Source organism: Pseudomonas sp. 21 (assembly GCF_000955805.1).
Classification (GTDB): Bacteria; Pseudomonadota; Gammaproteobacteria; order Pseudomonadales; family Pseudomonadaceae; genus Pseudomonas.
The window spans coordinates 448,696-469,500 of record NZ_JYOA01000003.1 but is presented as its reverse complement, the minus strand read 5'-3'; the positions used below and the strand labels follow the sequence as shown (position 1 = coordinate 469,500).

Annotated in this window: 20 protein-coding genes; 12 read left to right on the top strand and 8 right to left on the bottom strand. The window is 65.7% G+C overall.

Annotated elements, in window-relative coordinates; translation table 11 throughout:
* Positions 1-109: 109 nt before the first annotated feature.
* The gene (locus UB43_RS07705) at positions 110-1,108 is read right to left on the bottom strand and encodes an OmpA family protein (RefSeq protein WP_045210236.1); all 999 of its coding nucleotides are present in this window, start codon (positions 1,106-1,108) and stop codon (positions 110-112) included.
* 138 nt (positions 1,109-1,246) lie between these two features.
* Between UB43_RS07705 and pyrC the strand changes: the two genes are divergently transcribed.
* The 4 genes from pyrC to bfrB all read left to right on the top strand — a co-directional run bounded on the left by pyrC (position 1,247) and on the right by bfrB (position 4,244).
* Positions 1,247-2,293 (top strand): dihydroorotase, encoded by a 1,047-nt coding sequence (gene pyrC, locus UB43_RS07700; protein ID WP_045209836.1) that lies wholly within the window; start codon positions 1,247-1,249, stop codon positions 2,291-2,293.
* Complete coding sequence (rnt, locus tag UB43_RS07695) at positions 2,290-2,970, top strand: ribonuclease T (RefSeq protein ID WP_045209835.1); 681 nt, start codon at positions 2,290-2,292, stop codon at positions 2,968-2,970. The genes pyrC and rnt overlap by 4 nt, the downstream gene beginning before the upstream one ends.
* Positions 2,971-3,333: 363 nt before the next feature.
* Positions 3,334-3,549 (top strand): bacterioferritin-associated ferredoxin, encoded by a 216-nt coding sequence (locus tag UB43_RS07690; protein ID WP_045209834.1) that lies wholly within the window; start codon positions 3,334-3,336, stop codon positions 3,547-3,549.
* Positions 3,550-3,767: 218 nt separating this feature from the next.
* Positions 3,768-4,244 carry a bacterioferritin BfrB gene (bfrB, locus tag UB43_RS07685; RefSeq protein ID WP_017521012.1) on the top strand — a complete coding sequence of 159 codons (477 nt, stop codon included), beginning with the start codon at positions 3,768-3,770 and terminating at the stop codon, positions 4,242-4,244.
* Between the two features lie 48 nt (positions 4,245-4,292).
* On the opposite strand, the gene UB43_RS07680 is transcribed toward bfrB, so the two are convergent.
* From UB43_RS07680 to UB43_RS07670, 3 genes are all read right to left on the bottom strand, one after another.
* Complete coding sequence (locus UB43_RS07680) at positions 4,293-5,456, bottom strand: MFS transporter (protein WP_045209833.1); 1,164 nt, start codon at positions 5,454-5,456, stop codon at positions 4,293-4,295.
* Positions 5,457-5,520: 64 nt separating this feature from the next.
* Entirely contained in the window at positions 5,521-5,847 is a 327-nt protein-coding gene (grxD, locus tag UB43_RS07675) for a Grx4 family monothiol glutaredoxin (RefSeq protein ID WP_017521010.1), read from the bottom strand.
* Positions 5,848-5,979: 132 nt separating this feature from the next.
* Positions 5,980-8,073, bottom strand: a complete 2,094-nt coding sequence (locus UB43_RS07670; RefSeq protein ID WP_045209832.1) for a molybdopterin oxidoreductase family protein — start codon at positions 8,071-8,073, stop codon at positions 5,980-5,982.
* Between the two features lie 314 nt (positions 8,074-8,387).
* Here UB43_RS07670 and argF point away from each other — a divergent pair, with 314 nt between their 5' ends.
* Complete coding sequence (gene argF, locus UB43_RS07665) at positions 8,388-9,305, top strand: ornithine carbamoyltransferase (RefSeq protein ID WP_045209831.1); 918 nt, start codon at positions 8,388-8,390, stop codon at positions 9,303-9,305.
* A gap of 17 nt (positions 9,306-9,322) precedes the next feature.
* The gene (locus UB43_RS07660) at positions 9,323-10,384 is read left to right on the top strand and encodes an ABC transporter ATP-binding protein (protein ID WP_045209830.1); all 1,062 of its coding nucleotides are present in this window, start codon (positions 9,323-9,325) and stop codon (positions 10,382-10,384) included.
* On the opposite strand, the gene UB43_RS07655 is transcribed toward UB43_RS07660, so the two are convergent.
* The 3 genes from UB43_RS07655 to ybaK all read right to left on the bottom strand — a co-directional run bounded on the left by UB43_RS07655 (position 10,381) and on the right by ybaK (position 12,770).
* Positions 10,381-11,325: an electron transfer flavoprotein subunit alpha/FixB family protein gene (locus UB43_RS07655; protein WP_045209829.1), complete on the bottom strand. Its 945-nt coding sequence runs from the start codon at positions 11,323-11,325 to the stop codon at positions 10,381-10,383. The two genes, UB43_RS07660 and UB43_RS07655, sit on opposite strands and share 4 nt — an antisense overlap.
* Positions 11,326-11,420: 95 nt before the next feature.
* Positions 11,421-12,206, bottom strand: a complete 786-nt coding sequence (locus UB43_RS07650) for a PhzF family phenazine biosynthesis protein (protein WP_045209828.1) — start codon at positions 12,204-12,206, stop codon at positions 11,421-11,423.
* 93 nt (positions 12,207-12,299) lie between these two features.
* Entirely contained in the window at positions 12,300-12,770 is a 471-nt protein-coding gene (gene ybaK, locus UB43_RS07645; protein ID WP_045209827.1) for a Cys-tRNA(Pro) deacylase, read from the bottom strand.
* A 171-nt stretch (positions 12,771-12,941) separates the two neighbouring features.
* Between ybaK and glpK the strand changes: the two genes are divergently transcribed.
* The 4 genes from glpK to UB43_RS07625 all read left to right on the top strand — a co-directional run bounded on the left by glpK (position 12,942) and on the right by UB43_RS07625 (position 17,498).
* The gene (gene glpK, locus UB43_RS07640; RefSeq protein WP_045209826.1) at positions 12,942-14,456 is read left to right on the top strand and encodes a glycerol kinase GlpK; all 1,515 of its coding nucleotides are present in this window, start codon (positions 12,942-12,944) and stop codon (positions 14,454-14,456) included.
* 178 nt (positions 14,457-14,634) lie between these two features.
* On the top strand, positions 14,635-15,390 hold the full coding sequence (locus tag UB43_RS07635) for a DeoR/GlpR family transcriptional regulator (protein WP_045209825.1): 756 nt from the start codon (positions 14,635-14,637) through the stop codon (positions 15,388-15,390).
* A 147-nt stretch (positions 15,391-15,537) separates the two neighbouring features.
* On the top strand, positions 15,538-17,079 hold the full coding sequence (gene glpD / locus UB43_RS07630; protein ID WP_045209824.1) for a glycerol-3-phosphate dehydrogenase: 1,542 nt from the start codon (positions 15,538-15,540) through the stop codon (positions 17,077-17,079).
* Between the two features lie 92 nt (positions 17,080-17,171).
* Positions 17,172-17,498 (top strand): GlpM family protein, encoded by a 327-nt coding sequence (locus tag UB43_RS07625; RefSeq protein WP_177329786.1) that lies wholly within the window; start codon positions 17,172-17,174, stop codon positions 17,496-17,498.
* A 23-nt stretch (positions 17,499-17,521) separates the two neighbouring features.
* Here UB43_RS07625 and UB43_RS07620 read toward each other — a convergent pair whose 3' ends face one another.
* On the bottom strand, positions 17,522-18,532 hold the full coding sequence (locus UB43_RS07620; protein WP_045209822.1) for an alpha/beta fold hydrolase: 1,011 nt from the start codon (positions 18,530-18,532) through the stop codon (positions 17,522-17,524).
* 194 nt (positions 18,533-18,726) lie between these two features.
* On the opposite strand from UB43_RS07620, the gene UB43_RS07615 reads away from it, so the two are divergent.
* Positions 18,727-19,170, top strand: a complete 444-nt coding sequence (locus tag UB43_RS07615; protein ID WP_045209821.1) for a CopD family copper resistance protein — start codon at positions 18,727-18,729, stop codon at positions 19,168-19,170.
* A gap of 127 nt (positions 19,171-19,297) precedes the next feature.
* Positions 19,298-20,218: a transcriptional regulator MetR gene (gene metR, locus UB43_RS07610; protein ID WP_024765378.1), complete on the top strand. Its 921-nt coding sequence runs from the start codon at positions 19,298-19,300 to the stop codon at positions 20,216-20,218.
* The last annotated feature ends 587 nt before the right edge of the window (positions 20,219-20,805 follow it).

Below are 20,805 nucleotides of genomic sequence, written 5' to 3'. Positions count from 1 at the left end.
TCACGAAAGGGACCGATTCTACTGTCCGCTCGGAATAATTTACAGAGGGGCGACAGCTTTTGACGACAAAGCGACAGATACTATCGTCGGTGCGACCTGTCGCCGCGGCTTACCCCTTGGGCGTAGCGGGCGGCGTGGCGGGCGGGTTGGCAGCATTGGCGGCAGGCGCTGCCGGCGCACCCTGAGCGGGCGCGCTGGCGGGGCTGGGAGCCGATGCCGCGGGGGCTGCTGGGGCTTCGGCGGGCGCCTGCTCGACGACCGCCTCGCGGGACAGGTTCACCGTCACCCGGCGGTTCTTCGCCCGGTTGGCGGCGGAATTGTTCTTCACCAGCGGATAGCGCTCGCCATAGAAACGCACGGTGATCTGCGATTCCGCCACGCCGTTGGCCTTGAGGTACTCCATCACCGCGACGGCACGACGGCGCGAAGCCTCGCGGTTGGCCAGGCGGTTGCCGCTGTTGTCGGAGTGGCCGTCCAGTTCGATGCGATTCACCGTCGGGTCGGCCTTCATGTACTGCAGGATGATGTCCAGCTTGGCGCGGCCCAGCGGGTCGACCTCGGTGCCGCCGTCCGGGAAGCCGACCTGGCTCTGGCGTACCTGGTCGAAGTTCACCGGGAGCATCTTCGTTGAACAGTCCTGAAACTTTACGTATCCGTCAGCGAAACGCGTTGGCATCAGCCGTACCAGCAGGTTCTCGCCGGTGCGCGTGCGGTGGCGCACCTCCGGAGCGCGCCCCTCCAGCAGGCCACCGAGCAGGCGCCCGGCCTGCTGCTGGGTGCTGTTGAAAGGAACATCGCCCGAACCCACCTGCACCGCCCCCAGGTTCAGGTCGCCCTGCCCCGGCCGCCACGGCGGCGCGGCCGCCAGCAGGGTCGCCGAGCCGCTGCCCAGCCAGCCCGTCTGCGGCTTGAGACGGAAGGTCGGCTGCTCGCCAGCGCGCCAGACGAACTCGCCCAGTCCGAAACCGGCCACACTCTGCGACAGCCGGCACTCGAACTGGTCGCCCTCCACCGTCCATTGCGCGCTTTCCATGCGCGTCTGGAAGGTCAGCCCCCAGGCCGGAAGGCTGGCGCAGAGAGCAAGCAGTAGAAGAGAGGGCTGGCGCACGATGGCTTCCACACAGGTAAAAAGGCGTCCCAGATTCTATCGGTCGGCCTCGGCAAAACTTGATAGCGAGTGCCGGCGGCGGGCTTTTCCGGTAGCATTTCACCCTCTTCCCGCTGCAACCGCACCCCTGGAATCCGCATGTCCGACCGCCTGACACTCCTGCGCCCCGACGACTGGCACATCCACCTGCGCGACGGCGCTGCGCTCGCGCAAACCGTCGGCGACGCCGCCCGCACCTTCGGCCGTGCCATCATCATGCCGAACCTGGTTCCGCCGGTACGCAACGCCGCCGAAGCCGACGCCTATCGCCAGCGCATCCTGGCCGCCCGTCCGGCCGGCAGTCGCTTCGAGCCGCTGATGGTGCTGTACCTCACCGATCGCACCAGCGCCGAGGAAGTCCGCGCCGCCAAGGCCTCGGGCTTCGTGCACGCCGCCAAGCTGTACCCGGCCGGCGCCACCACCAACTCCGACTCCGGCGTGACCAGCGTCGACAACATCTTCCACGTGCTCGAAGCCATGGCCGAAGTCGGCCTGCCGCTGCTGGTGCACGGCGAGGTGACCCGCGCCGAAGTCGACGTGTTCGACCGCGAGAAGCGCTTCATCGACGAGCACCTGACCCGCGTGGTCGAGCGTTTCCCGACCCTCAAGGTGGTCTTCGAGCACATCACCACCGGCGATGCCGCCGCCTTCGTCAAGGCCGCCCCGGCCAACGTCGGCGCCACCATCACCGCGCACCACCTGCTGTACAACCGCAACCACATGCTGGTGGGCGGCATTCGCCCGCACTTCTATTGCCTGCCGATCCTCAAGCGCAACACCCACCAGGAAGCCCTGCTGGATGCGGCCACCAGCGGCAGCCCGAAGTTCTTCCTCGGCACCGACTCGGCACCCCACGCGCGCCACGCCAAGGAAGCCGCCTGCGGTTGCGCCGGCTGCTACACCGCCTACGCCGCCATCGAGCTCTACGCGGAAGCCTTCGAGCAACGCAACGCGCTGGACAAACTGGAAGGCTTCGCCAGCCTGTACGGCCCGGACTTCTACGGCCTGCCGCGCAACAGCGACCGCATCACCCTGGTGCGTGAAGAATGGGAAGCCCCGGCGGCCCTGCCGTTCGGCGATTTCGATGTAGTCCCGCTGCGTGCCGGCGAGAAACTGCGCTGGCGCCTGCTGGAGACCGTGGCATGAGTGACGAGAACGAAACCTTCGAAGAAGAACTCGACGGCTCCTTCCCGCCGGGCCCGCGCCACCCGATGGCACGCCGCTTCCGCGGCTACCTGCCGGTCGTGGTGGACGTCGAGACCGGCGGCTTCAACGCCGGCACCGACGCCCTGCTGGAAATCGCCGCCGTCACCATCGGCATGGACGAGAGCGGCTACCTGTTTCCCGAGCACACCTACTTCTTCCGTGTGGAGCCCTTCGAAGGCGCCAACATCGAACAGGCTGCGCTGGAGTTCACCGGCATCAAGCTGGACCACCCGCTGCGCATGGCCGTGCCGGAAGAACAGGCACTGACCGAGATCTTCCGTGGCATCCGCAAGTCGCTGAAGTCCAACGGCTGCAAGCGGGCGATCCTGGTCGGCCACAACAGCAGCTTCGACCTGGGCTTCCTCAACGCAGCAGTCAACCGCAGCGGCGTGAAGCGCAATCCGTTCCACCCCTTCTCCAGCTTCGACACCGCGACCCTCGCCGGCCTCGCCTACGGCCAGACTGTCCTGGCGAAAGCCTGCCAGACCGCCGGCATCGAGTTCGACAACCGCGAAGCGCACTCGGCCCGTTACGACACCGAGAAGACCGCCGAGCTGTTCTGCGGCATCGTCAACCGCTGGAAGGAGTTCGGCGGCTGGATGGAAGACGATCACTGATCGGCTTCAACGCCCCATGAAAAAGCCCCGCACTTGCGGGGCTTTTTCATTGGGTCTACATCAACACCCCGCCTTACCGGTAGCAGCGAGCTTGCTCGCGAACCCCAGCGCCTTCGGATGCCTGGCAGGCGGGATTGGCGCCATAGCTGGCCCTGTTCGCGAGCAAGCTCGCTCCTGCAACCGGGCTCCGCCGTTTCCTGCAGATAGCGCTACAGCCCAATAACCACAGTGCTTTCGCCCTAAGTCATTGAACCCGATGACCATTTGTCAGACTGCCTGGATGCGTACTCGGGAACTTTTGACAATCATTCTCATTACTATTAGTATCGCTTCCAACAACCCCACAGCGACTGTAGTGCAACCATGTACGTCTGCCTCTGCAACGGTGTTACCGATACCCAGATCCGCGATGCGATCTACGACGGCGCCTGCAATTACCGCGAAGTGCGCGAGTGCACCGGCGTTGGCACTCAATGTGGCAAGTGCGCTTGCCTGGCCAAACAGGTGGTTCGCGATACCCTCGGCGAACTGCAAAGCGCCCAGAGCATGAACTACAACCTGGCCTACGCCGCGGGTTGAGAAAATACCGCTGATCAGTTCAGCAGGGATTCCGAAGAAACCGGGCACTGGCCCGGTTTTTTTATGCCTGAAATTCAGGGATTTAGCGCCGGGATGCGGAATGAAAACATTCGCATTCATATTCCTTTTTATAACAAATTCAAGCACTTATGTTTGACATGTGGTTATAAGGGGGCGAGAATTTCAATCTCTCCCACTCCACACGGCAGGACCCCGGCATGAAAGGCGACAAGAAAGTCATCCAGCATCTGAACAAGATCCTCGGCAACGAGCTGATCGCCATCAACCAGTACTTCCTGCACTCGCGCATGTGGAACGACTGGGGCCTGAAGCGCCTCGGCGCGCACGAGTACCACGAATCCATCGATGAGATGAAGCACGCCGACAAGCTCATCGAACGCATCCTGTTCCTCGAAGGGCTGCCCAACCTGCAGGACCTGGGCAAGCTGCTGATCGGCGAGAACACCCAGGAAATGCTGCAGTGCGACCTGAACCTGGAACTCAAGGCCTGCAAGGACCTGCGCGACGCCATCGTGCATTGCGAAAGCGTGCATGACTACGTCAGCCGCGACCTGCTCAAGGACATCCTCGAGTCCGAGGAAGAGCACATCGACTACCTGGAAACCCAGCTGGGCCTGATCCAGAAAGTCGGTCTGGAAAACTACCTGCAGTCGCACATGCACGAAGACGACTGATCAGGCAAAAGGCACCGGCGCTGTTGTGGACGCCGGTGCCCTTCCCTTCTAGCCGTTCGCCTTCGGCGGACGCCGCACCAGCCCGGCCTTGAACACCAGGCCAGCGCAAAGCCCGATTACCACCAGCAGCGACAGGCGCAGCCCCACGTGCTCGGCGAGGAAGCCGATCAGCGGCGGGCCCAGCAACAAGCCGCCATAGCCGAACGACGCTACCGCCGCCACGCCGCGCGAAGGCTCGACGCCCGGCCGGTTGCCTGCCGCGCCGATCAGGATCGGCACCACCACCGACAGCCCCGCGCCCACCAGGGCGAAACCGGCAATCGCGCCGGCAACCCACGGGCTGAACAGCGCCAGGAACATGCCCGCGATGGCCAGCAGCGCCAGGTTGCGCACCAGCGCCTCGTCGGCGAAGCGTACGCGCAGACGGTCACCAAAAAGCCGCCCCAGCACCATGGTCGCGGAGAATGCCGCGAAGCCCAATGCTGCCAGGCGTTCGGATGCGCCCAGAACCTGGTGCAGCAGCAAGGCGCCCCAGTCGGCGACCGCCCCTTCGGACACGAACGCGCAGAGAGTCAGCAGACCCAGGCCGATCAGCGCCGGTGGCGGCAGGCGCCAGCCACGTTGGGCTGGCGCCTCCTCCTCCATGGGCTCCGGGCGGCCCTCGAACAGATGACGGGCGAAGAACGGCAGGATCGCCACGGCGATCAGCGCCAGCAGGCTGAAGTGCCAGATCGGCGCCAGGTCGGCGAAAGCCGCCGCTCCCACAGCACCGACCAGACCACCCAGGCTGTACATGCCATGCAGACTGGAGATGCACGGGCGGCCGAGGCGCCGTTCGACCTCCACCGCCTGGGTGTTCATCGCCACGTCCATGGTCGCGAAGGTCAGGCCGACGGCGAGGAAGCCCGCCGCCAGCACCCAGACGTCCTGCGCCAGCCCGAGCAGCGGGAAGGTCGCCATCAGCGCCAGTCCCGAGATCACGGTGATCGCCCGGCTGCCATGGCGGCGCACCAGCGCGCCGGCGAAGGCAAATGCCAGCAGCGCGCCGAAGCCCGCGCCCAGCAGGGCCTGGCCCAGTTGCTGCTCGTCCACCCCGGTCATGCTCTTGAGGGCTGGAACCCGCCCCATCACGCTGCCATGGACCATCCCGCCCATGGCAAAGCAGTATCCGCACGCCCAGCGCGCGGCGTTGGCCCGCGTCTGTTCAGTCATCTTTTATTTCTTCCCAAAAACAAAGCCCCGCCAAGGCGGGGCTTTGTGCGACAGCACGAAAGACTCAGGCGTTGGCCTTGCTCACGGCGTCCTTGATCAGCGGTTGCAGCTCACCCTTCTCGAACATCTCGGCCAGGATGTCGCTGCCGCCGACCAGCTCGCCACCGACCCACAGTTGCGGGAAGGTCGGCCAGTTGGCGTACTTGGGCAGGTTGGCGCGGATTTCCGGGTTCTGCAGGATGTCGACATAGGCGAATTTTTCGCCGCAAGCCATCAGCACCTGCGCGGCGCGGGACGAGAAACCGCACTGGGGAGCGTTCGGCGAACCCTTCATGTACAGCAGAACAGGGTTGCTGGAGATCTGCTCTTTGATGGTATCGATGATATCCATGAACTTCCTCGGCTTAACTATCAGACACTGACCCGGCGGTCGCCTCTCGGGGCATAGGCCGGCACGGTACCGCGCATTGTACTGCAAAGCCGAGTGCAACGCTCGGCTTTGCAGGTGACGCGCGTCAGCTTGTCAGGCCGCCTCGACCTCCACCGGCACGCCGTTGAGCGCGGTGTTGCCGGAGAGCGCATCCAGGTGGCGTTCATCCGTCAGGTCGTTGGCGCTGGCACCGCCCTGCTCGCGGGCGATGGACAGCTGCACGCCCGGCCGCCCGTGGCCCCAGCCGTGGGGCAGGCTGACCACGCCGGCCATGACTTCGTCGCTGGCAGCCACTTCGATCTCGATGCTGCCGACCCGCGAACGCACCCGCACCTTCTGCCCGTCCACCAGCCCGCGCGTGGCCAGGTCCTGCGGGTGCATCAGCAACTGGTGGCGCGGCTTGCCCTTCACCAGGCGGTGATAGTTGTGCATCCAGGAATTGTTGCTGCGCACGTGGCGACGACCGATCAGCAGCAGTTGATCGATGGCCGGCGACTGGGTGTCGGCGAAACGACGCAGGTCGCCCAGGAATATCTCCGGCGCCGCCTCGATGCTGCGGCTGGCGGTCTTCAGGCGCGGCGCCAGGTTCGGTTGCAGCGGGCCCAGGTCCAGCCCGTGGGGATGCTCGCGCAGACGTGCGAGATTCAGTTTGTGCTCGGAAGCATCGCCATAGGGCCCGAAGCGCAGGCCCATCTCGATCATCTGCTCCGGCGCCATGGTCGGCTTCAGCTCGCTGCCCTGGCGCGCGGCGTAGGCCTTCGCCAGGCCGACGAAGATTTCCCAGTCGTGCAGGGCGCCTTCGGGCTTGGGCAGGATCGCCTCGTTGAAACGGGTGACGTTGCGTACCGCGAAGACGTTGAAGGTGGTGTCGTAGTGATCGTGCTCCAGCGGCGCGGTGGGCGGCAGGATCAGATCGGCGTAGCGGGTGGTCTCGTTGATGTACAGATCGACGCTGAGCATGAACTCCAGGCCATCCAGCGCCTGCTCCAGGCGGCGGCCATTGGGTGTGGACAGCACCGGGTTGCCGGCCACCGTCACCAGCGCGCGCACCTGCCCTTCCCCCTCGGTGAGCATTTCCTCGGCCAGCGCCGCCACCGGCAGCTCACCGCCGTATTCCGGCAGGCCGGACACGCGGCTCTGCCAGCGATTGAACGCGCCGCCCGCGGTGGTCGCCACCAGGTCCACCGCCGGCGTGGTGCACAGCGTGCCGCCAACACGGTCGAGGTTGCCGGTGACCAGGTTGATCAGTTGCACCAGCCACTGGCACAAGCTGCCGAAGACCTGCGTGGAAACACCCATGCGTCCGTAGCAGACGGCCTTGTCGGCAGCGGCGAAAGCCCGCGCCAACTGGCGGATGTCGTCGGCCGGCACACCGCAGCGCACGGCCATGGCTTCGACCTTGAACGGCGCCAGCGCTTGGCGCACCGCTTCCTGGCCGTTCACCGGCAGCGAGGTTTCGCGAGTCAGGCCCTCGCTGAGCAGCGTGTCGAGGATGCCCAGCAGCAGCGCCGCATCTTCGCCTGGGCGGACGAACAGGTGCTGGTCCGCCATTGCCGCCGTCTCGGTGCGGCGCGGGTCGACCACCACCAGCTTGCCGCCGCGCGCCTTCAGCGCCTTCAGGCGTTTCTCCACGTCCGGCACGGTCATGATGCTGCCGTTGGAAGCCAGCGGGTTGCCGCCCAGGATCAGCATGAAGTCGGTGTGGTCGATGTCGGGAATCGGGATCAGCAGGCCATGGCCGAACATCTGCTGGCTGACCAGATGATGCGGCAACTGGTCCACCGAGGTTGCCGAGTATCGGTTGCGCGTCTTCAGCTGGCCAAGGAAGTAGTTGCTGTGGGTCATCAGCCCGTAGTTGTGCACGCTGGGGTTGCCCTGGTACACGGCCACGGCGTCGTTGCCATGGCGTAAACGAATCTCTGCCAGGCGCGTGGCGACCAGCTCGAAGGCCTCGTCCCAGCCGATCGGCTGCCACTCGTTGCCGACGCGGCGCACCGGCTGGCGCAGGCGGTCCGGGTCATTCTGGATGTCCTGCAAAGCCACCGCCTTGGGACAGACATGGCCGCGGCTGAAGCTGTCCTGGGCGTCGCCCTTGATCGAGAGGATGCGCTCGTCCTCGGTCTCGATGGTCAGGCCGCAGATGGCCTCGCACAGGTGGCACGCACGGTGGTGGAGGGTCTTGCTCATGGCTCGCCTCGGTATTGTTGTCGCCAGCCATTCGACGGGCCGGTCATAGGGTCGCAAGCACTATGAATCCTGGCATTGCGAAGCACCACCAGCTTCCGTCGGGTGAATCGCGGGGCATCAGGAACGACCATGTTGAAGCCCCTCCCGACGGGGCTTCCGGGGGAAACTTGCGTAGATCCGTCATTTCCTTATAGGATCGCGCCTTCCCCCATTTTCCGCTCCATGCGGTCCCGCCGCAGGTTCAGCCCGTTTTTTCTCACGAAAGCCGGTCGGTACCTCGGCCTGATTCTGAGAATAAGTAGTAGGTACGAACCATGAGCGCACGTCACTTCCTCTCGATGCTGGATTACACGACCGAAGAACTGCTCGGTCTGATCCGCCGCGCCACCGAGCTGAAGGACCTGCGTGACCGAGGCGTACTTTACGAGCCGCTGAAGAACCGCGTGCTGGGCATGATCTTCGAGAAGGCCTCGACCCGGACGCGGATTTCCTTCGAAGCCGGCATGATCCAGCTCGGCGGCCAGGCCATCTTCCTCTCCCCGCGCGACACCCAGCTGGGCCGTGGCGAGCCGATCGCCGACGCCGCGCGAGTGATGTCGCGGATGGTCGATGCGGTGATGATCCGCACCTTCGCCCACAGCAACCTGATCGAGTTCGCCGAGAACTCCCGCGTGCCGGTGATCAACGGCCTGTCGGACGACCTGCATCCCTGCCAGCTGCTGGCCGACATGCAGACCTTCCACGAACACCGGGGCAGCATCGCCGGCAAGACCGTGGCCTGGATCGGCGACGGCAACAACATGTGCAACAGCTACATCGAGGCGGCGATCCGCTTCGACTTCCGGCTGAACGTGGCCTGCCCGGAAGGCTACGAGCCGAACGCCGCGCTGATGGAACTGGCCGGCGAGCGCGTGAAGGTCTTCCGCGACCCGCGCGAGGCGGTGGCCGGCGCGCACCTGGTGAGCACCGACGTCTGGGCCTCCATGGGCCAGGAAGACGAAGCGGCTGCGCGCCTGCGCCTGTTCCAGCCATATCAGGTAACACGTGCGCTGCTCGACGGCGCGGCGGCGGATGTACTATTCATGCACTGCCTGCCGGCCCACCGTGGCGAAGAGATCAGCGAAGACCTGCTGGACGACACGCGCTCCGTGGCCTGGGACCAGGCGGAAAACCGTCTCCATGCCCAGAAGGCGCTGCTTGAACTGCTGGTCGAGCACGCGCACTACGCTTAAGCCCCACTTCGAGTCCGATGACCCAGACGCTGCTGCTCAACCTCGACGATCTTTCCTGTGGCTATGAACAGCAGCGAGTGGTGCAAGGCGTCAGCCTGCACCTGAACGCCGGCGACATCGGCTGCCTGCTCGGCCCCTCGGGCTGCGGCAAGACCACCACCCTGCGCGCCATCGCCGGTTTCGAGCCGGTGCAGGGTGGTCGCATCGAACTGGGTGGCGAAGTCATCTCCCGTCCCGGTTTCACCCTGTCGCCGGAGAAGCGCCGGATCGGCATGGTGTTCCAGGACTACGCGCTGTTCCCGCACCTGTCGGTGGCGGACAACATCGCCTTCGGCATCCGCAAGCACCCCGAGCGCGAGCGCATCGTCGGCGAACTGCTGGAGCTGGTGAAGCTCGACGGCCTCGGCCAGCGCTTCCCCCACGAACTCTCCGGCGGCCAGCAGCAACGCGTGGCCCTGGCCCGCGCGCTGGCGCCGCAGCCGCAGTTGCTGCTGCTCGACGAACCCTTCTCCAACCTCGACGTGGAACTGCGCCGCCAGCTCAGCCACGAGGTGCGCGACATCCTCAAGGCGCGCGGCACCAGCGCCATCCTGGTCACCCACGACCAGGAAGAGGCCTTCGCCGTCAGCGACCACGTCGGCGTGTTCCGCAATGGCCTGCTGGAACAGTGGGACACCCCGTTCAACCTCTACCACGAGCCGCAGACGCCCTTCGTCGCCAGCTTCGTCGGCCAGGGTTATTTCATTCGCGGGCAAATGCGCGGAAGCGATGCGGTGCAGACTGAGCTCGGCCTGCTGCGCGGCAACCGTGCCTACAGTCTGCCGGACGGCAGCGCGGTGGACGTACTGCTGCGCCCGGACGATCTGGTGCCGGCCACCGATGGCGCGCTGAAGGCACGGATTGTCGGCAAATCGTTCCTCGGCGCGGCGACGTTGTATCGCCTGCAACTGCCCACCGGCACCCAGCTGGAATCACTCTTCCCCAGCCACGCCGACCACCAGCCGGGGGATGAAGTGGGCATCGGCGTCTGCGCCGAGCACCTGGTGCTGTTCCCGGCCCAGGGCAGCGTGGCGCTCTAGCTCAAGGCTCGCTGCAGCTCCGGCAACAGCTCGAACAGGTCGCCCTGCAATCCATAGTCGGCAATCTCGAAGATCGGCGCGTCCGGATCGAGGTTGATCGCGGCGATCACCTTGGCGTCCTTCATGCCCGCCACGTGCTGCACCGCGCCGGAAATGCCTACGGCCAGATACAACTCCGGCGCGACGATGCGCCCGGACTGGCCGATCTGCAGCTCTGCCGGCGCGAAGCCGGCGTCCACCGCCGCCAGCGAAGCGCCGACGGCACCGTGCAGACGATCCGCCAGCGGATAGAGCGCGGCGAAACCTTCTTCGGTTTGCAGGCCACGCCCACCGGCGACAATGACTTTCGCCGACTCCAGCGCGGGGCGCTCGAAGTCCGGGTGTTCCTCGCCCTGCCACTGCGACAGGCCGAGGTCGCCCGGGCCGCCGATGCATTCCAGTTCGGCGCTACCGCCGCCGAGAGCGACCGCCTCGAAAGCCGTGGGGCGAATGCCCAGCACTTTCACCGGCCCCTCGCAGCGCACGGTGGCAATAGCGTTGCCGGCGTAGATCGGTCGCTGGAAGGTCTGCTCGTCGAGGACGGCAATGACGTCGGATACCGCGTCTACATCCAGCAGCGCAGCGATGCGCGGCAGGCAATCGCGGCCTACTGCGGTGGCGGGCGCGAGGATGTGGCTGTAGCGAGGCGCAAGCTGGACCACGAGCGCCGACAGGCTTTCCGCCAGCAGATGGTCGTAGGCGGGATCGTCCGCCAGCAGCACACGGTCAACGCCATCGATGGCGCGAGTCTGCGCGGCCAGTTCGTCGAGGACGCTACCGGCCAGCAGCAGATGAACCTCGCAGCCGATCTGCCGGGCGGCAGTCAGCGCGTTCAGGGTCGCGGGAGCCAGGACGACGGAGCCGTCGGTGCGGTGATAGTCAGCAATGAGCAGAAGGGCCACGGGCCTGCCTCCGAATCTGCGAACAGCGCCAGAACGGCACGGTTTCCAGTGAAGGCCAGCCTACGCCGGGGAGGCGAAATCCCCCCGGTCACAGATCAAACAACCAGCAGACGACCGCTGGCCACCAGACGCGCGTAACCGGCGATGCTCACGCGGTCGTCCTCCAGGCGGCACCACAGCTCGCCGCCGCGCGCGGAGCACTGGAAGGCGCGCATCTGCAGCTTGCTCAGGCGCTGCGACCAGTAAGGGATCAGGTTGCAGTGCGTGGCACCGGTCACCGGGTCCTCGTTGATGCCGATAGCAGGACAGAAGAAGCGCGAGACGAAGTCATGCTCGTTTCCACGGGCAGTAACGATCACTCCCAGGTAAGGCATGCGGGCCAGGGCGGCGAAGTCTGGTTTGCACTCGCGTACCGCCTGCTCCGATTCCAGCAGAACCATCAGATGCTTGGCGGTGGACAAGGCATCCACTACTGGCAAACCCAGCGCCTGCTCGATCTCCACCGTGGCGCCGATCGCGCTCGGCAGCTGCGCCGGGAAGTTCAGCGCCAGACGGCCCTCCTCGCGGGTCACGCGCAGCGGTCCGGACAGGGAATTCAGCTCCAGCACCTCGCCCGGTTCGTCGAACACCTCGAACAGCACATGGGCGCTGGCCAGGGTCGCGTGGCCGCACAGCGGCACTTCGGCGGTCGGGGTGAACCAGCGGATGCGCCAGCCCTCGGGCTCCTTCACCAGAAAGGCGGTTTCCGAGAGGTTGTGCTCGGCGGCGATCTTCTGCATCAGCTCGTCGTTCAGCCAAGCCTCGAGGCGATAGACCATGGCCGGGTTGCCGGCGAAGGGACGGTCGGTGAAGGCGTCCACCTGGTGGAAGTCGAGCAGCATGGCGATCTCCTTGTGAGTGATGGCCGAGGATGACAGAAGCCGACGGGCGGCGAACCGTACAGTCGGGACCACACAGTCCCGGCGGTAGAACGATCAGGGCCGGCCGATGGGCGCGAACTTCGCCGAGGTCAGTCCGGCCAGGGTCTCGGCGCTCAGTTCCACTTCCAGACCGCGCCGACCGGCGCTGACATGGATGGTCGGGAAGCCCTGGGCGGTCTCGTCGATGAAGGTGCGCAGGCGCTTCTTCTGCCCCAGCGGACTGATGCCGCCCACCAGGTAACCGGTGGCGCGCTGCGCGGCGTTGGGGTCGGCCATGTCTGCCTTCTTCACGCCCGCCGCGTGGGCCAGCGCCTTGAGGTCCAGGGTGCCCACCACCGGCACCACCGCTACCAGCAGCTCGCCCTTCTCGCTTGCCGCCAGCAGCGTCTTGAATACCCGCGCCGGGTCGAGGTTGAGCTTCTCGGCGGCCTCCAGGCCATAGGACGGCGCCTTGGGGTCGTGCTCGTAGCTCAGCACATGGTGTTCGGCGCGGTTCTTCTTCAGCAGGTCGATGGCGGGGGTCATGATCGGCGGGCTTCTCGCAGGCGGCTTTCCAGCGCATAACAGTAAGCCAAGGTGTGGCGCACTGCACGGTGTTCGCTTCACCGACGCGGATGAATCCCGTATGTTCACCGCCAATCCCCACCCGGCCCTGCCGCCGGGGTTGCCGAACGGAATCCGCACAAGGCCGCCCACATGACCGACCTGAAGAACAAGAAATACATCGTCGCCCTCGACCAGGGCACCACCAGCTCGCGCGCCATCATCTTCGACCATGACGCCAACGTGGTCAGCACGGCCCAGCGCGAGTTCGCGCAGATCTACCCGCAACCGGGCTGGGTCGAGCACGACCCGATGGAAATCTGGGCGACCCAGAGCTCGACCCTGGTGGAAGCCCTCGCCCAGGCCAATATCAGCGTTGCCGAGGTGGCGGCCATCGGCATCACCAACCAGCGCGAAACCACCCTGGTGTGGGACAAGGCCACCGGCCGGCCGATCCACAACGCCATCGTCTGGCAGTGCCGGCGCAGCGCGGCGATCTGCGAGCAGCTCAAGCGCGACGGCCTGGAACAGCACATCCGCGACACCACCGGGCTGGTCATCGACCCCTACTTCTCCGGCACCAAGCTGAAGTGGATCCTCGACAACGTCGAGGGCGCCCGCGAACGCGCGCAGCGCGGTGAACTGCTGTTCGGCACGGTCGACAGCTGGCTGATCTGGAAGCTCACCGAAGGCGAGGTGCACGTCACCGACTACACCAACGCCTCGCGCACCCTGATGTTCGATATCCACCAGCGCGACTGGGACGAGCGCCTGCTCGCCGCGCTGGACGTACCGCGCGCCATGCTGCCGCAGGTGCGTGCGTCTTCCGAAATCTACGGCCACGCCAAGGTCGGCGGCCTCGGCGTGCACCGCACGCCGATTGCCGGGATCGCCGGCGACCAGCAGGCCGCGCTGTTCGGCCAGATGTGCGTCGAGCCGGGCCAGGCGAAGAACACCTATGGCACCGGCTGCTTCCTGCTGATGAACACCGGGGCCAAGGCGGTGAAGTCCACCCACGGCCTGCTCACCACCATCGCCTGCGGCCCCCGCGGCGAAGTCGCCTATGCGCTGGAAGGCGCCGTGTTCAACGGCGGCTCCACCGTGCAGTGGCTGCGTGACGAACTGAAGGTGATCAACGACGCCCACGATTCGGAGTACTTCGCCACCAAGGTGAAGGACAGCAACGGCGTCTACCTGGTCCCCGCCTTCACCGGCCTCGGCGCGCCCTACTGGGACCCTTACGCCCGCGGCGCGCTGTTCGGCCTGACCCGCGGGGTGAAGGCCGACCACCTGATCCGCGCCACCCTGGAATCCATCGCCTACCAGACCCGCGACGTGCTCGACGCCATGCAGCAGGACGCTGGCGAGCCGCTGCGCGCCCTGCGCGTTGACGGCGGCGCGGTGGCCAACAACTTCCTCATGCAGTTCCAGGCCGACATCCTCGGCACCCCGGTGGAACGCCCGCAGATGCGCGAGACCACAGCCCTCGGCGCCGCCGTGCTGGCGGGCCTGGCCTGCGGCTTCTGGGGCGATCTCGCAGAGCTGAAGAACAAGGCAGTGATCGAGCGGGTATTCCAGCCGGCCTGCGACGAAGCCGAGCGCGCGCGGCTATACAAGGGCTGGCAAAAAGCCGTCGAACGCACCCGCGGCTGGGCAGCAGAAGACTGATTGCTCTTCTGTAGGACCGAGGGGGACGCCCAGTCCTTGCTCGCGAACCGCTTGATTCCACAGTACCCGGCGGGGTTCGCGAGCAAGCTCGCTCCTACAGGTAAAGCCCGTGCCGCATGACAGCGTCGGCTCCGTGCGGCATCCTTGCCGTCCCGGCCCGTCCGCACGAGCGAACCGCATGAACCTGCCCCCCCGACAGCAAAGCATCCTCGACCTGGTCCGCGAACGCGGCTACCTGAGCATCGAGGAGCTGGCCCAGCAGTTCGCCGTGACCCCGCAGACCATCCGCCGCGACATCAACCAGCTTGCCGAGCAGAACCTGCTGCGCCGTTACCACGGCGGCGCGGCCTGGGACTCGAGCATCGAGAACACCGCCTACAACACCCGCGCCGACCAGATGCGCGACGAGAAGCAACGCATCGCCGATGCCATCGCCGCGCATATTCCGGACAACGCCTCGCTGTTCATCAACATCGGCACCACCACCGAGGCCATCGCCCGCTCCCTGCTCGGCCACAAGAACCTCAAGGTCATCACCAACAACCTGCACGTCGCCAGCATCCTCGCCGGCAAGGTCGACTTCGAAGTGCTGATCGCCGGCGGCACCGTGCGCGGCGACGGCGGCGTGGTCGGGCAGGCGGCAGTGGACTTCATCGAGCAATTCCGTGTCGACTTCGCCGTGGTCGGCATCAGCGGCATCGACGAGGACGGCAGCCTGCTGGACTTCGACTACCAGGAAGTGCGCGTCTCCCGCGCCATCATCGACAACGCCCGGCAGGTGTTCCTCGCCGCCGACTCCAGCAAGTTCGGGCGCAACGCCGTGGTGCGGCTGGGGCCGATTTCCCTGGTCAGCCGAGTGTTCACCGACAGCCCGCCACCCACCGCCGTGGCGCGCCTGCTGCACCAGCACAAGGTCCAGCTCGAACTGGTCTGAGCCGCGTTCACCGCCTTCACTTTCGAACATTCAGACGAATACCTACGCGAATTCGCGCTCAAGGCTGGTCATATTTCGTTCATTGAACTAGGATATTTTCGAAAACGAACATCACAAGATTCACTTTCAATCCCCAAGGCGGCCCCCATGAACCCAACCAGCAAGCGCCACGCGCCCCTGGCCGAAGTCTATGACCTGGCCGTCGTCGGTGGCGGCATCAATGGCGCGGGGATCGCGGCGGACGCCGCCGGACGCGGGCTGTCGGTGTTCCTTTGCGAACAGCACGACCTCGCCGCCCACACCTCCTCCGCCAGCAGCAAGCTGGTGCACGGCGGCCTGCGCTACCTGGAACACTACGAATTCCGCCTGGTCCGCGAAGCCCTCGCCGAGCGCGAAGTGCTGCTGGCCAAGGCCCCGCACATCGTCCACCCGCTGCGTTTCGTGCTGCCGCACCGCCCACACCTGCGCCCGGCCTGGATGATCCGCGCCGGCCTGTTCCTCTATGACCACCTGGGCAAGCGCGAGAAGCTGCCGGCCTCCCGTGGCCTGCGTTTCGGCCTCGACAGCCCGTTGAAGGCCGAAATCACCCGCGGCTTCGAATACTCGGACTGCTCGGTGGATGACGCCCGCCTGGTGGTGCTCAACGCCATGGCCGCCCGCGAGAACGGCGCCCATGTGCATCCGCGCACTCGCTGCGTCAGCGCCCGACGCAGCAAGGGCCTGTGGCACCTGCACCTGGAACGCCGCGACGGCAGCCTGTACTCGGTGCGCGCCCGCGCTTTGGTCAACGCCGCCGGCCCCTGGGTCGACCGCTTCCTGCGCGAGGAACTGCGCCAGAAGCCGCCCTACGGCATCCGCCTGATCCAGGGCAGCCACCTGATCGTGCCGCGCCTGTACGAGGGCGAGCACGCGTACATCCTGCAGAACGAAGACCGGCGCATCGTCTTCGCCATCCCCTACCTGCGCCAGTTCACCCTGATCGGCACCACCGACCGCGAGTATCAGGGCGACCCGGCGCAGATCAGCATCAGCGAAGCAGAGACCGACTACCTGCTCAACGTGGTCAACGCGCATTTCAAGCGCCAACTGGGCCGGCAGGACATCCTGCGCAGCTTCTCCGGTGTGCGCCCGTTGTGCGACGACGAGTCCGACGATCCGTCCGCGGTCACCCGCGACTACACCCTGGCGCTGGACAACACCCCTGGCGAAGCGCCACTGCTGTCGGTGTTCGGCGGCAAGCTGACGACCTACCGCAAGCTCGCCGAGGCCGCACTGGAACAACTGGCGCCGCATTTCGCCGGCGTGATGAAACCGCGCTGGACTGCCAGCGCCCCACTACCCGGCGGCGAGGGCATGACCAGCGTGGAGGACCTGGCCATCGAGCTCATGGACCGCCTGCGCCAGCTCGACCCGGCACTTGCCCGGCGTTGGGCCAGTACCTATGGCAGCCGCATCTGGGCACTGCTGGACGGCGCGCAGAACCTCAGCGAGCTGGGCGAACACCTGGGCGCCGGGCTCTATGCGCGGGAAGTGGACTATCTGGTCCGCGAGGAGTGGGCGCGCGAGGCCGAAGACATCCTCTGGCGCCGCACCAAGCTCGGGCTGTTGCTCAATGCCCGACAGAAGGAGCGCCTTGAGCAGTTCCTCGCGAGCGAGAGCCCGCTGGAGCCAAGTACGCAGGTTGCCTGAACGTCGAATTGGAGCAGGCAGCCGGACTCGCGGATAATCCCCGACGCCACTGCCCCGGTGGCGTCGCCGCATAAGAGAACGACGTGGACCTGATCCTCAAGGCAACCATCGGCGCCGGCGTGGTGCTGATCCTCGCCGCGCTGTCGAAGACGCGCAATTACTACATCGCAGGCCTGGTGCCGCTATTCCCCACCTTCGCCCTGATCGCCCACTACATTGTCGGCAAGAGCCGTTCGCTGGACGACCTGAAGACCACCATCCTGTTCGGCATGTGGTCGATCATCCCCTACTTCGTCTACCTCGCCGCGCTCTACCTGATGGTGGATCGCCTGCGCCTGGAGTTGTCGCTGGCGATGGCCGCGCTGGCCTGGCTGGTGGCGGCCTCGCTGCTGGTCTTCGTCTGGGTGCGCCTGCACTGAAGCGTTGCCGGTGACGCCTCGACTCAGAGCTGGGCGACGTGCCCACCGCCCTGGTGTTGGCGCAGGTAGGGCAAGACGGCACCCAGCAGCGGCTCCTTGAAGTCTTCCTGGAAGCGGTGCGCCATGCCGGGAATCAGCTTGAGCACCGAACCACGGATGTGCGCCGCCACGTGCACCCCGTGCATCACCGGCAGCAGCGGGTCGGCCGTGCCATGGACCACCAGGGTCGGCACATTCAGGCGGTTGAGCAGTTCCACGCGGCTCGGCTCGGCGAGGATCGCCAGCATCTGCCGCTGCACACCCTCAGGGTTGAAGGCACGGTCGTAGGAACGCGCCGCCTGCTGCAGCAATTGCTGACGGTCGTCGCGCACTTCCGGGCTGCCGAGCGCCGCCAGCAGATCGGCCTGCTGTTCGATGGCCTGCTCGCGGCTGGCCGCTTCGCGCCGCGCGAGCAGGCGCAGCAATGACTCGCTGGGTGCCGGCAGGCCTTCGGCGCCGGAACTGGTCATCACCAGTGTCAGGCTGATCACACGGTCGGGCGCCATGTCGGCCACATGCTGAGCGATCATCCCGCCCATGCTCGCGCCCAACACGTGGGCTCGCTCGACGTGCAGGGCATCGAGCAGATGCAGTGCGTCGCCAGCCATGTCGGTCAGGCTGTAGGGCGCGCTCACGGGCAGGCCGAGACGATAGCGAATGACTTCGTAGGTCAGGTTGCCGCTGGGCGCAGGAACGCGCCAGGAAGACAGGCCAACGTCGCGGTTGTCGTAGCGGATCACCCGGAAGCCCTGCTGGCAGAGCGCCTCGACCACTTCGTCCGGCCAATGGATCAGTTGGCCGCCCAGGCCCATGACCAGCAGCAGCGTCGGGTCCTGCGGACGGCCGATACTCTGGTAGGCCAGGCGCACGTCGCCCAGGTCGACCAGCTCGGTCGGCACCCGCGCGTCGCAACGATCCGCGGCAACCGCCCGATCGGCAAAAGAAAGAGAGGACAGGCCGCAACAAAGTGCGACTGCCAGCAGGAAAGCACGCATGAATGAAAATCCGGAACGCAAAACCCCAGTTGAGCCTGATTCTGATGAATTTCCGTCGCTCGCTCTGCCACAGGTCCGTGACAGTTTGATGAAAGGCGCCGAGCGGTCACCGACGGACCTTCCCATGATCCGGATCAAGGGAGGTCGCCCCCCGCACTGGCGAAGATAGGAAACCCTCGCTCGGAAGTTTCCTCATGGCCTACCCCATCCTGCTGGTGCTGCACCTGTTCGCCGCGATCCTGTTCGTCGGCACGGTGTTCTTCGAGGTGCTGATCCTGGAAAGCGTCCACCGCCATGTGCCGGCACGGGCGATGAAACTGGTCGAGGGCGCGCTGGGCCGTCGCCTGCGCCGGGTGATGCCCTGGGTGATCCTGACCCTGTTCGGCAGCGGGCTGGGCATGCTGCACCTGCGTTACGCACCGCTGCTGGCCGACCCGCTGGCATCGCCTTTCGCCACCCTGCTCAGCCTCAAGCTGCTGCTGGCCAGCAGCGTCCTGGGCCACTTCCTCTTTGCCATGTACTCCTTCCGCGTCGGGCGCATGACCGGCCAGCGCTCCCGGCGCATCCACTACAGCGTGTTCGCCCACGTGGTGCTGATCGTCCTGCTGGCCAAGGGCATGTTCTACCTGAGCTGGTGACTCCAGCCGGGAGGACGGAGCCGGCGACACCGTGCTGGTGAAGTGCCAGTCGCCGGCTTATCATGAGAGCAGCTCAATTGTTCTCCCGTTTCATCAAGATTTCCTCATAGTGAGGCGAGGCCGCGCCATGCTTGAACTCCGTCACCTGAAAACCCTGCATGCCCTGCGCGAAGCCGACAGCCTGGTGGAAGCCGCCGAACGACTGCACCTGACGCAGTCCGCCCTGTCCCACCAGTTCAAGGAGCTGGAGGAGCGCCTCGGCCTGTCCCTCTTCATCCGCAAGACCAAGCCGGTGCGCTTCACCAGCGCCGGCCTGCGCCTGCTGCAACTGGCCGACGCCGTGCTGCCGCAGCTGCGCGGCGCCGAGCGCGACCTGGCGCGCCTGGCCGGAGGCACCGCCGGCCGCCTGCACATGGCCATCGAGTGCCACAGCTGCTTCCAGTGGCTGATGCCGACCATCGACCAGTTCCGCGACGCCTGGCCGGAAGTGGAACTGGACCTCGCCTCCGGCTTCTCCTTCGCCCCGCTGCCGGCACTGGCCCGCGGCGACCTGGACCTGGTGGTGACCTCGGACCCGGTGGATATCGCCGGCATCACCTACGTGCCGCTGTTCACCTACGAGGCGCTGCTGGCGGTGGACAACCACCACGCGCTGGCCGGCAAGTCCTTCATCGTCCCGGAAGACCTGGCCAACCTGACCCTGATCACCTATCCCATCGAGCGTGATCGCCTGGACATCTTCACCCGCTTCCTCGAGCCCGCCGACGTCGAACCGGCGCAGGTGCGCACCTCGGAGCTGACGGTGATGATGATGCAACTGGTGGCGTCCGGACGCGGCGTCTGCAGCCTGCCCAACTGGGCGCTGCACGAGTACAGCTCGCGGGGCTACGTGACCGCCAAGCGCCTGGGGGAGAAAGGCCTGTACTGCACGCTGTTCGCCGCCATTCGCGCCGACATGCTGGACGCGCCGTTCATGCGCGATTTCCTGTTGACCGCGAAGGACACGTCCTTCGCCACCCTGGAAGGCGTCAGCGCGGCCAAGGGCTGAAAACTGCGTCCACGGAAGAAAAGGGAATCGACCCGGCGCACAACTCATCTTCGCCGACGTGGCCGGAGGAATTGCCCTACTCCTCCACAAAGAAAAAAGGCTCGCCATTACTGGCGAGCCTAAAGAGTTAACAATTGACTAGTCGATCAATCGTTACGCCCCTTGCAGAAACAAGGTGCGAAACAGATGATCCATCAGCCGAAGTCCTTCGCCAAGCCCGCTTATCAGCGTAGGAAATGATCCCAGCACATCTGCGACAAGCGCCGCATCGTCAGTAATTTCTACTGACATCTCGTCGAGCCACTTTCGCAGACATAATTTCCCACTTCCTCCACGCCCCATAACAACGTGCGTAGGAAGACCTCGTCGATGTCCCATGGCCAAGCGAAAAAAAGGCCCATCCTTGCGGATGGGCCTACGGGGACATAGCTCGAGAGTGAGTGCGGCTTATAGTCGTTATGGCTGCCTACGCTGCGCGATGGGGGGCGCGGCGTGGAGAGATCATTGATCAGCCATTCGCGAACCGGAATACAGCAATCAATAAATAGGAATATTCCTCTTTACAGCGAGACCCTTTCCTCAAACTT

Excerpts from the sequence above, each read along its gene's own strand:
- pyrC (WP_045209836.1), top strand. The coding sequence starts at position 1,247 with ATGTCCGACCGCCTGACACTCCTGCGCCCCGACGACTGGCACATCCAC.
- rnt (WP_045209835.1), top strand. The coding sequence starts at position 2,290 with ATGAGTGACGAGAACGAAACCTTCGAAGAAGAACTCGACGGCTCCTTC.
- UB43_RS07690 (WP_045209834.1), top strand. The coding sequence starts at position 3,334 with ATGTACGTCTGCCTCTGCAACGGTGTTACCGATACCCAGATCCGCGAT.
- bfrB (WP_017521012.1), top strand. The coding sequence starts at position 3,768 with ATGAAAGGCGACAAGAAAGTCATCCAGCATCTGAACAAGATCCTCGGC.
- UB43_RS07680 (WP_045209833.1), bottom strand. The coding sequence starts at position 5,456 with ATGACTGAACAGACGCGGGCCAACGCCGCGCGCTGGGCGTGCGGATAC.
- grxD (WP_017521010.1), bottom strand. The coding sequence starts at position 5,847 with ATGGATATCATCGATACCATCAAAGAGCAGATCTCCAGCAACCCTGTT.
- UB43_RS07670 (WP_045209832.1), bottom strand. The coding sequence starts at position 8,073 with ATGAGCAAGACCCTCCACCACCGTGCGTGCCACCTGTGCGAGGCCATC.
- argF (WP_045209831.1), top strand. The coding sequence starts at position 8,388 with ATGAGCGCACGTCACTTCCTCTCGATGCTGGATTACACGACCGAAGAA.
- UB43_RS07660 (WP_045209830.1), top strand. The coding sequence starts at position 9,323 with ATGACCCAGACGCTGCTGCTCAACCTCGACGATCTTTCCTGTGGCTAT.
- UB43_RS07650 (WP_045209828.1), bottom strand. The coding sequence starts at position 12,206 with ATGCTGCTCGACTTCCACCAGGTGGACGCCTTCACCGACCGTCCCTTC.
- ybaK (WP_045209827.1), bottom strand. The coding sequence starts at position 12,770 with ATGACCCCCGCCATCGACCTGCTGAAGAAGAACCGCGCCGAACACCAT.
- glpK (WP_045209826.1), top strand. The coding sequence starts at position 12,942 with ATGACCGACCTGAAGAACAAGAAATACATCGTCGCCCTCGACCAGGGC.
- UB43_RS07635 (WP_045209825.1), top strand. The coding sequence starts at position 14,635 with ATGAACCTGCCCCCCCGACAGCAAAGCATCCTCGACCTGGTCCGCGAA.
- glpD (WP_045209824.1), top strand. The coding sequence starts at position 15,538 with ATGAACCCAACCAGCAAGCGCCACGCGCCCCTGGCCGAAGTCTATGAC.
- UB43_RS07620 (WP_045209822.1), bottom strand. The coding sequence starts at position 18,532 with ATGCGTGCTTTCCTGCTGGCAGTCGCACTTTGTTGCGGCCTGTCCTCT.
- UB43_RS07615 (WP_045209821.1), top strand. The coding sequence starts at position 18,727 with ATGGCCTACCCCATCCTGCTGGTGCTGCACCTGTTCGCCGCGATCCTG.
- metR (WP_024765378.1), top strand. The coding sequence starts at position 19,298 with ATGCTTGAACTCCGTCACCTGAAAACCCTGCATGCCCTGCGCGAAGCC.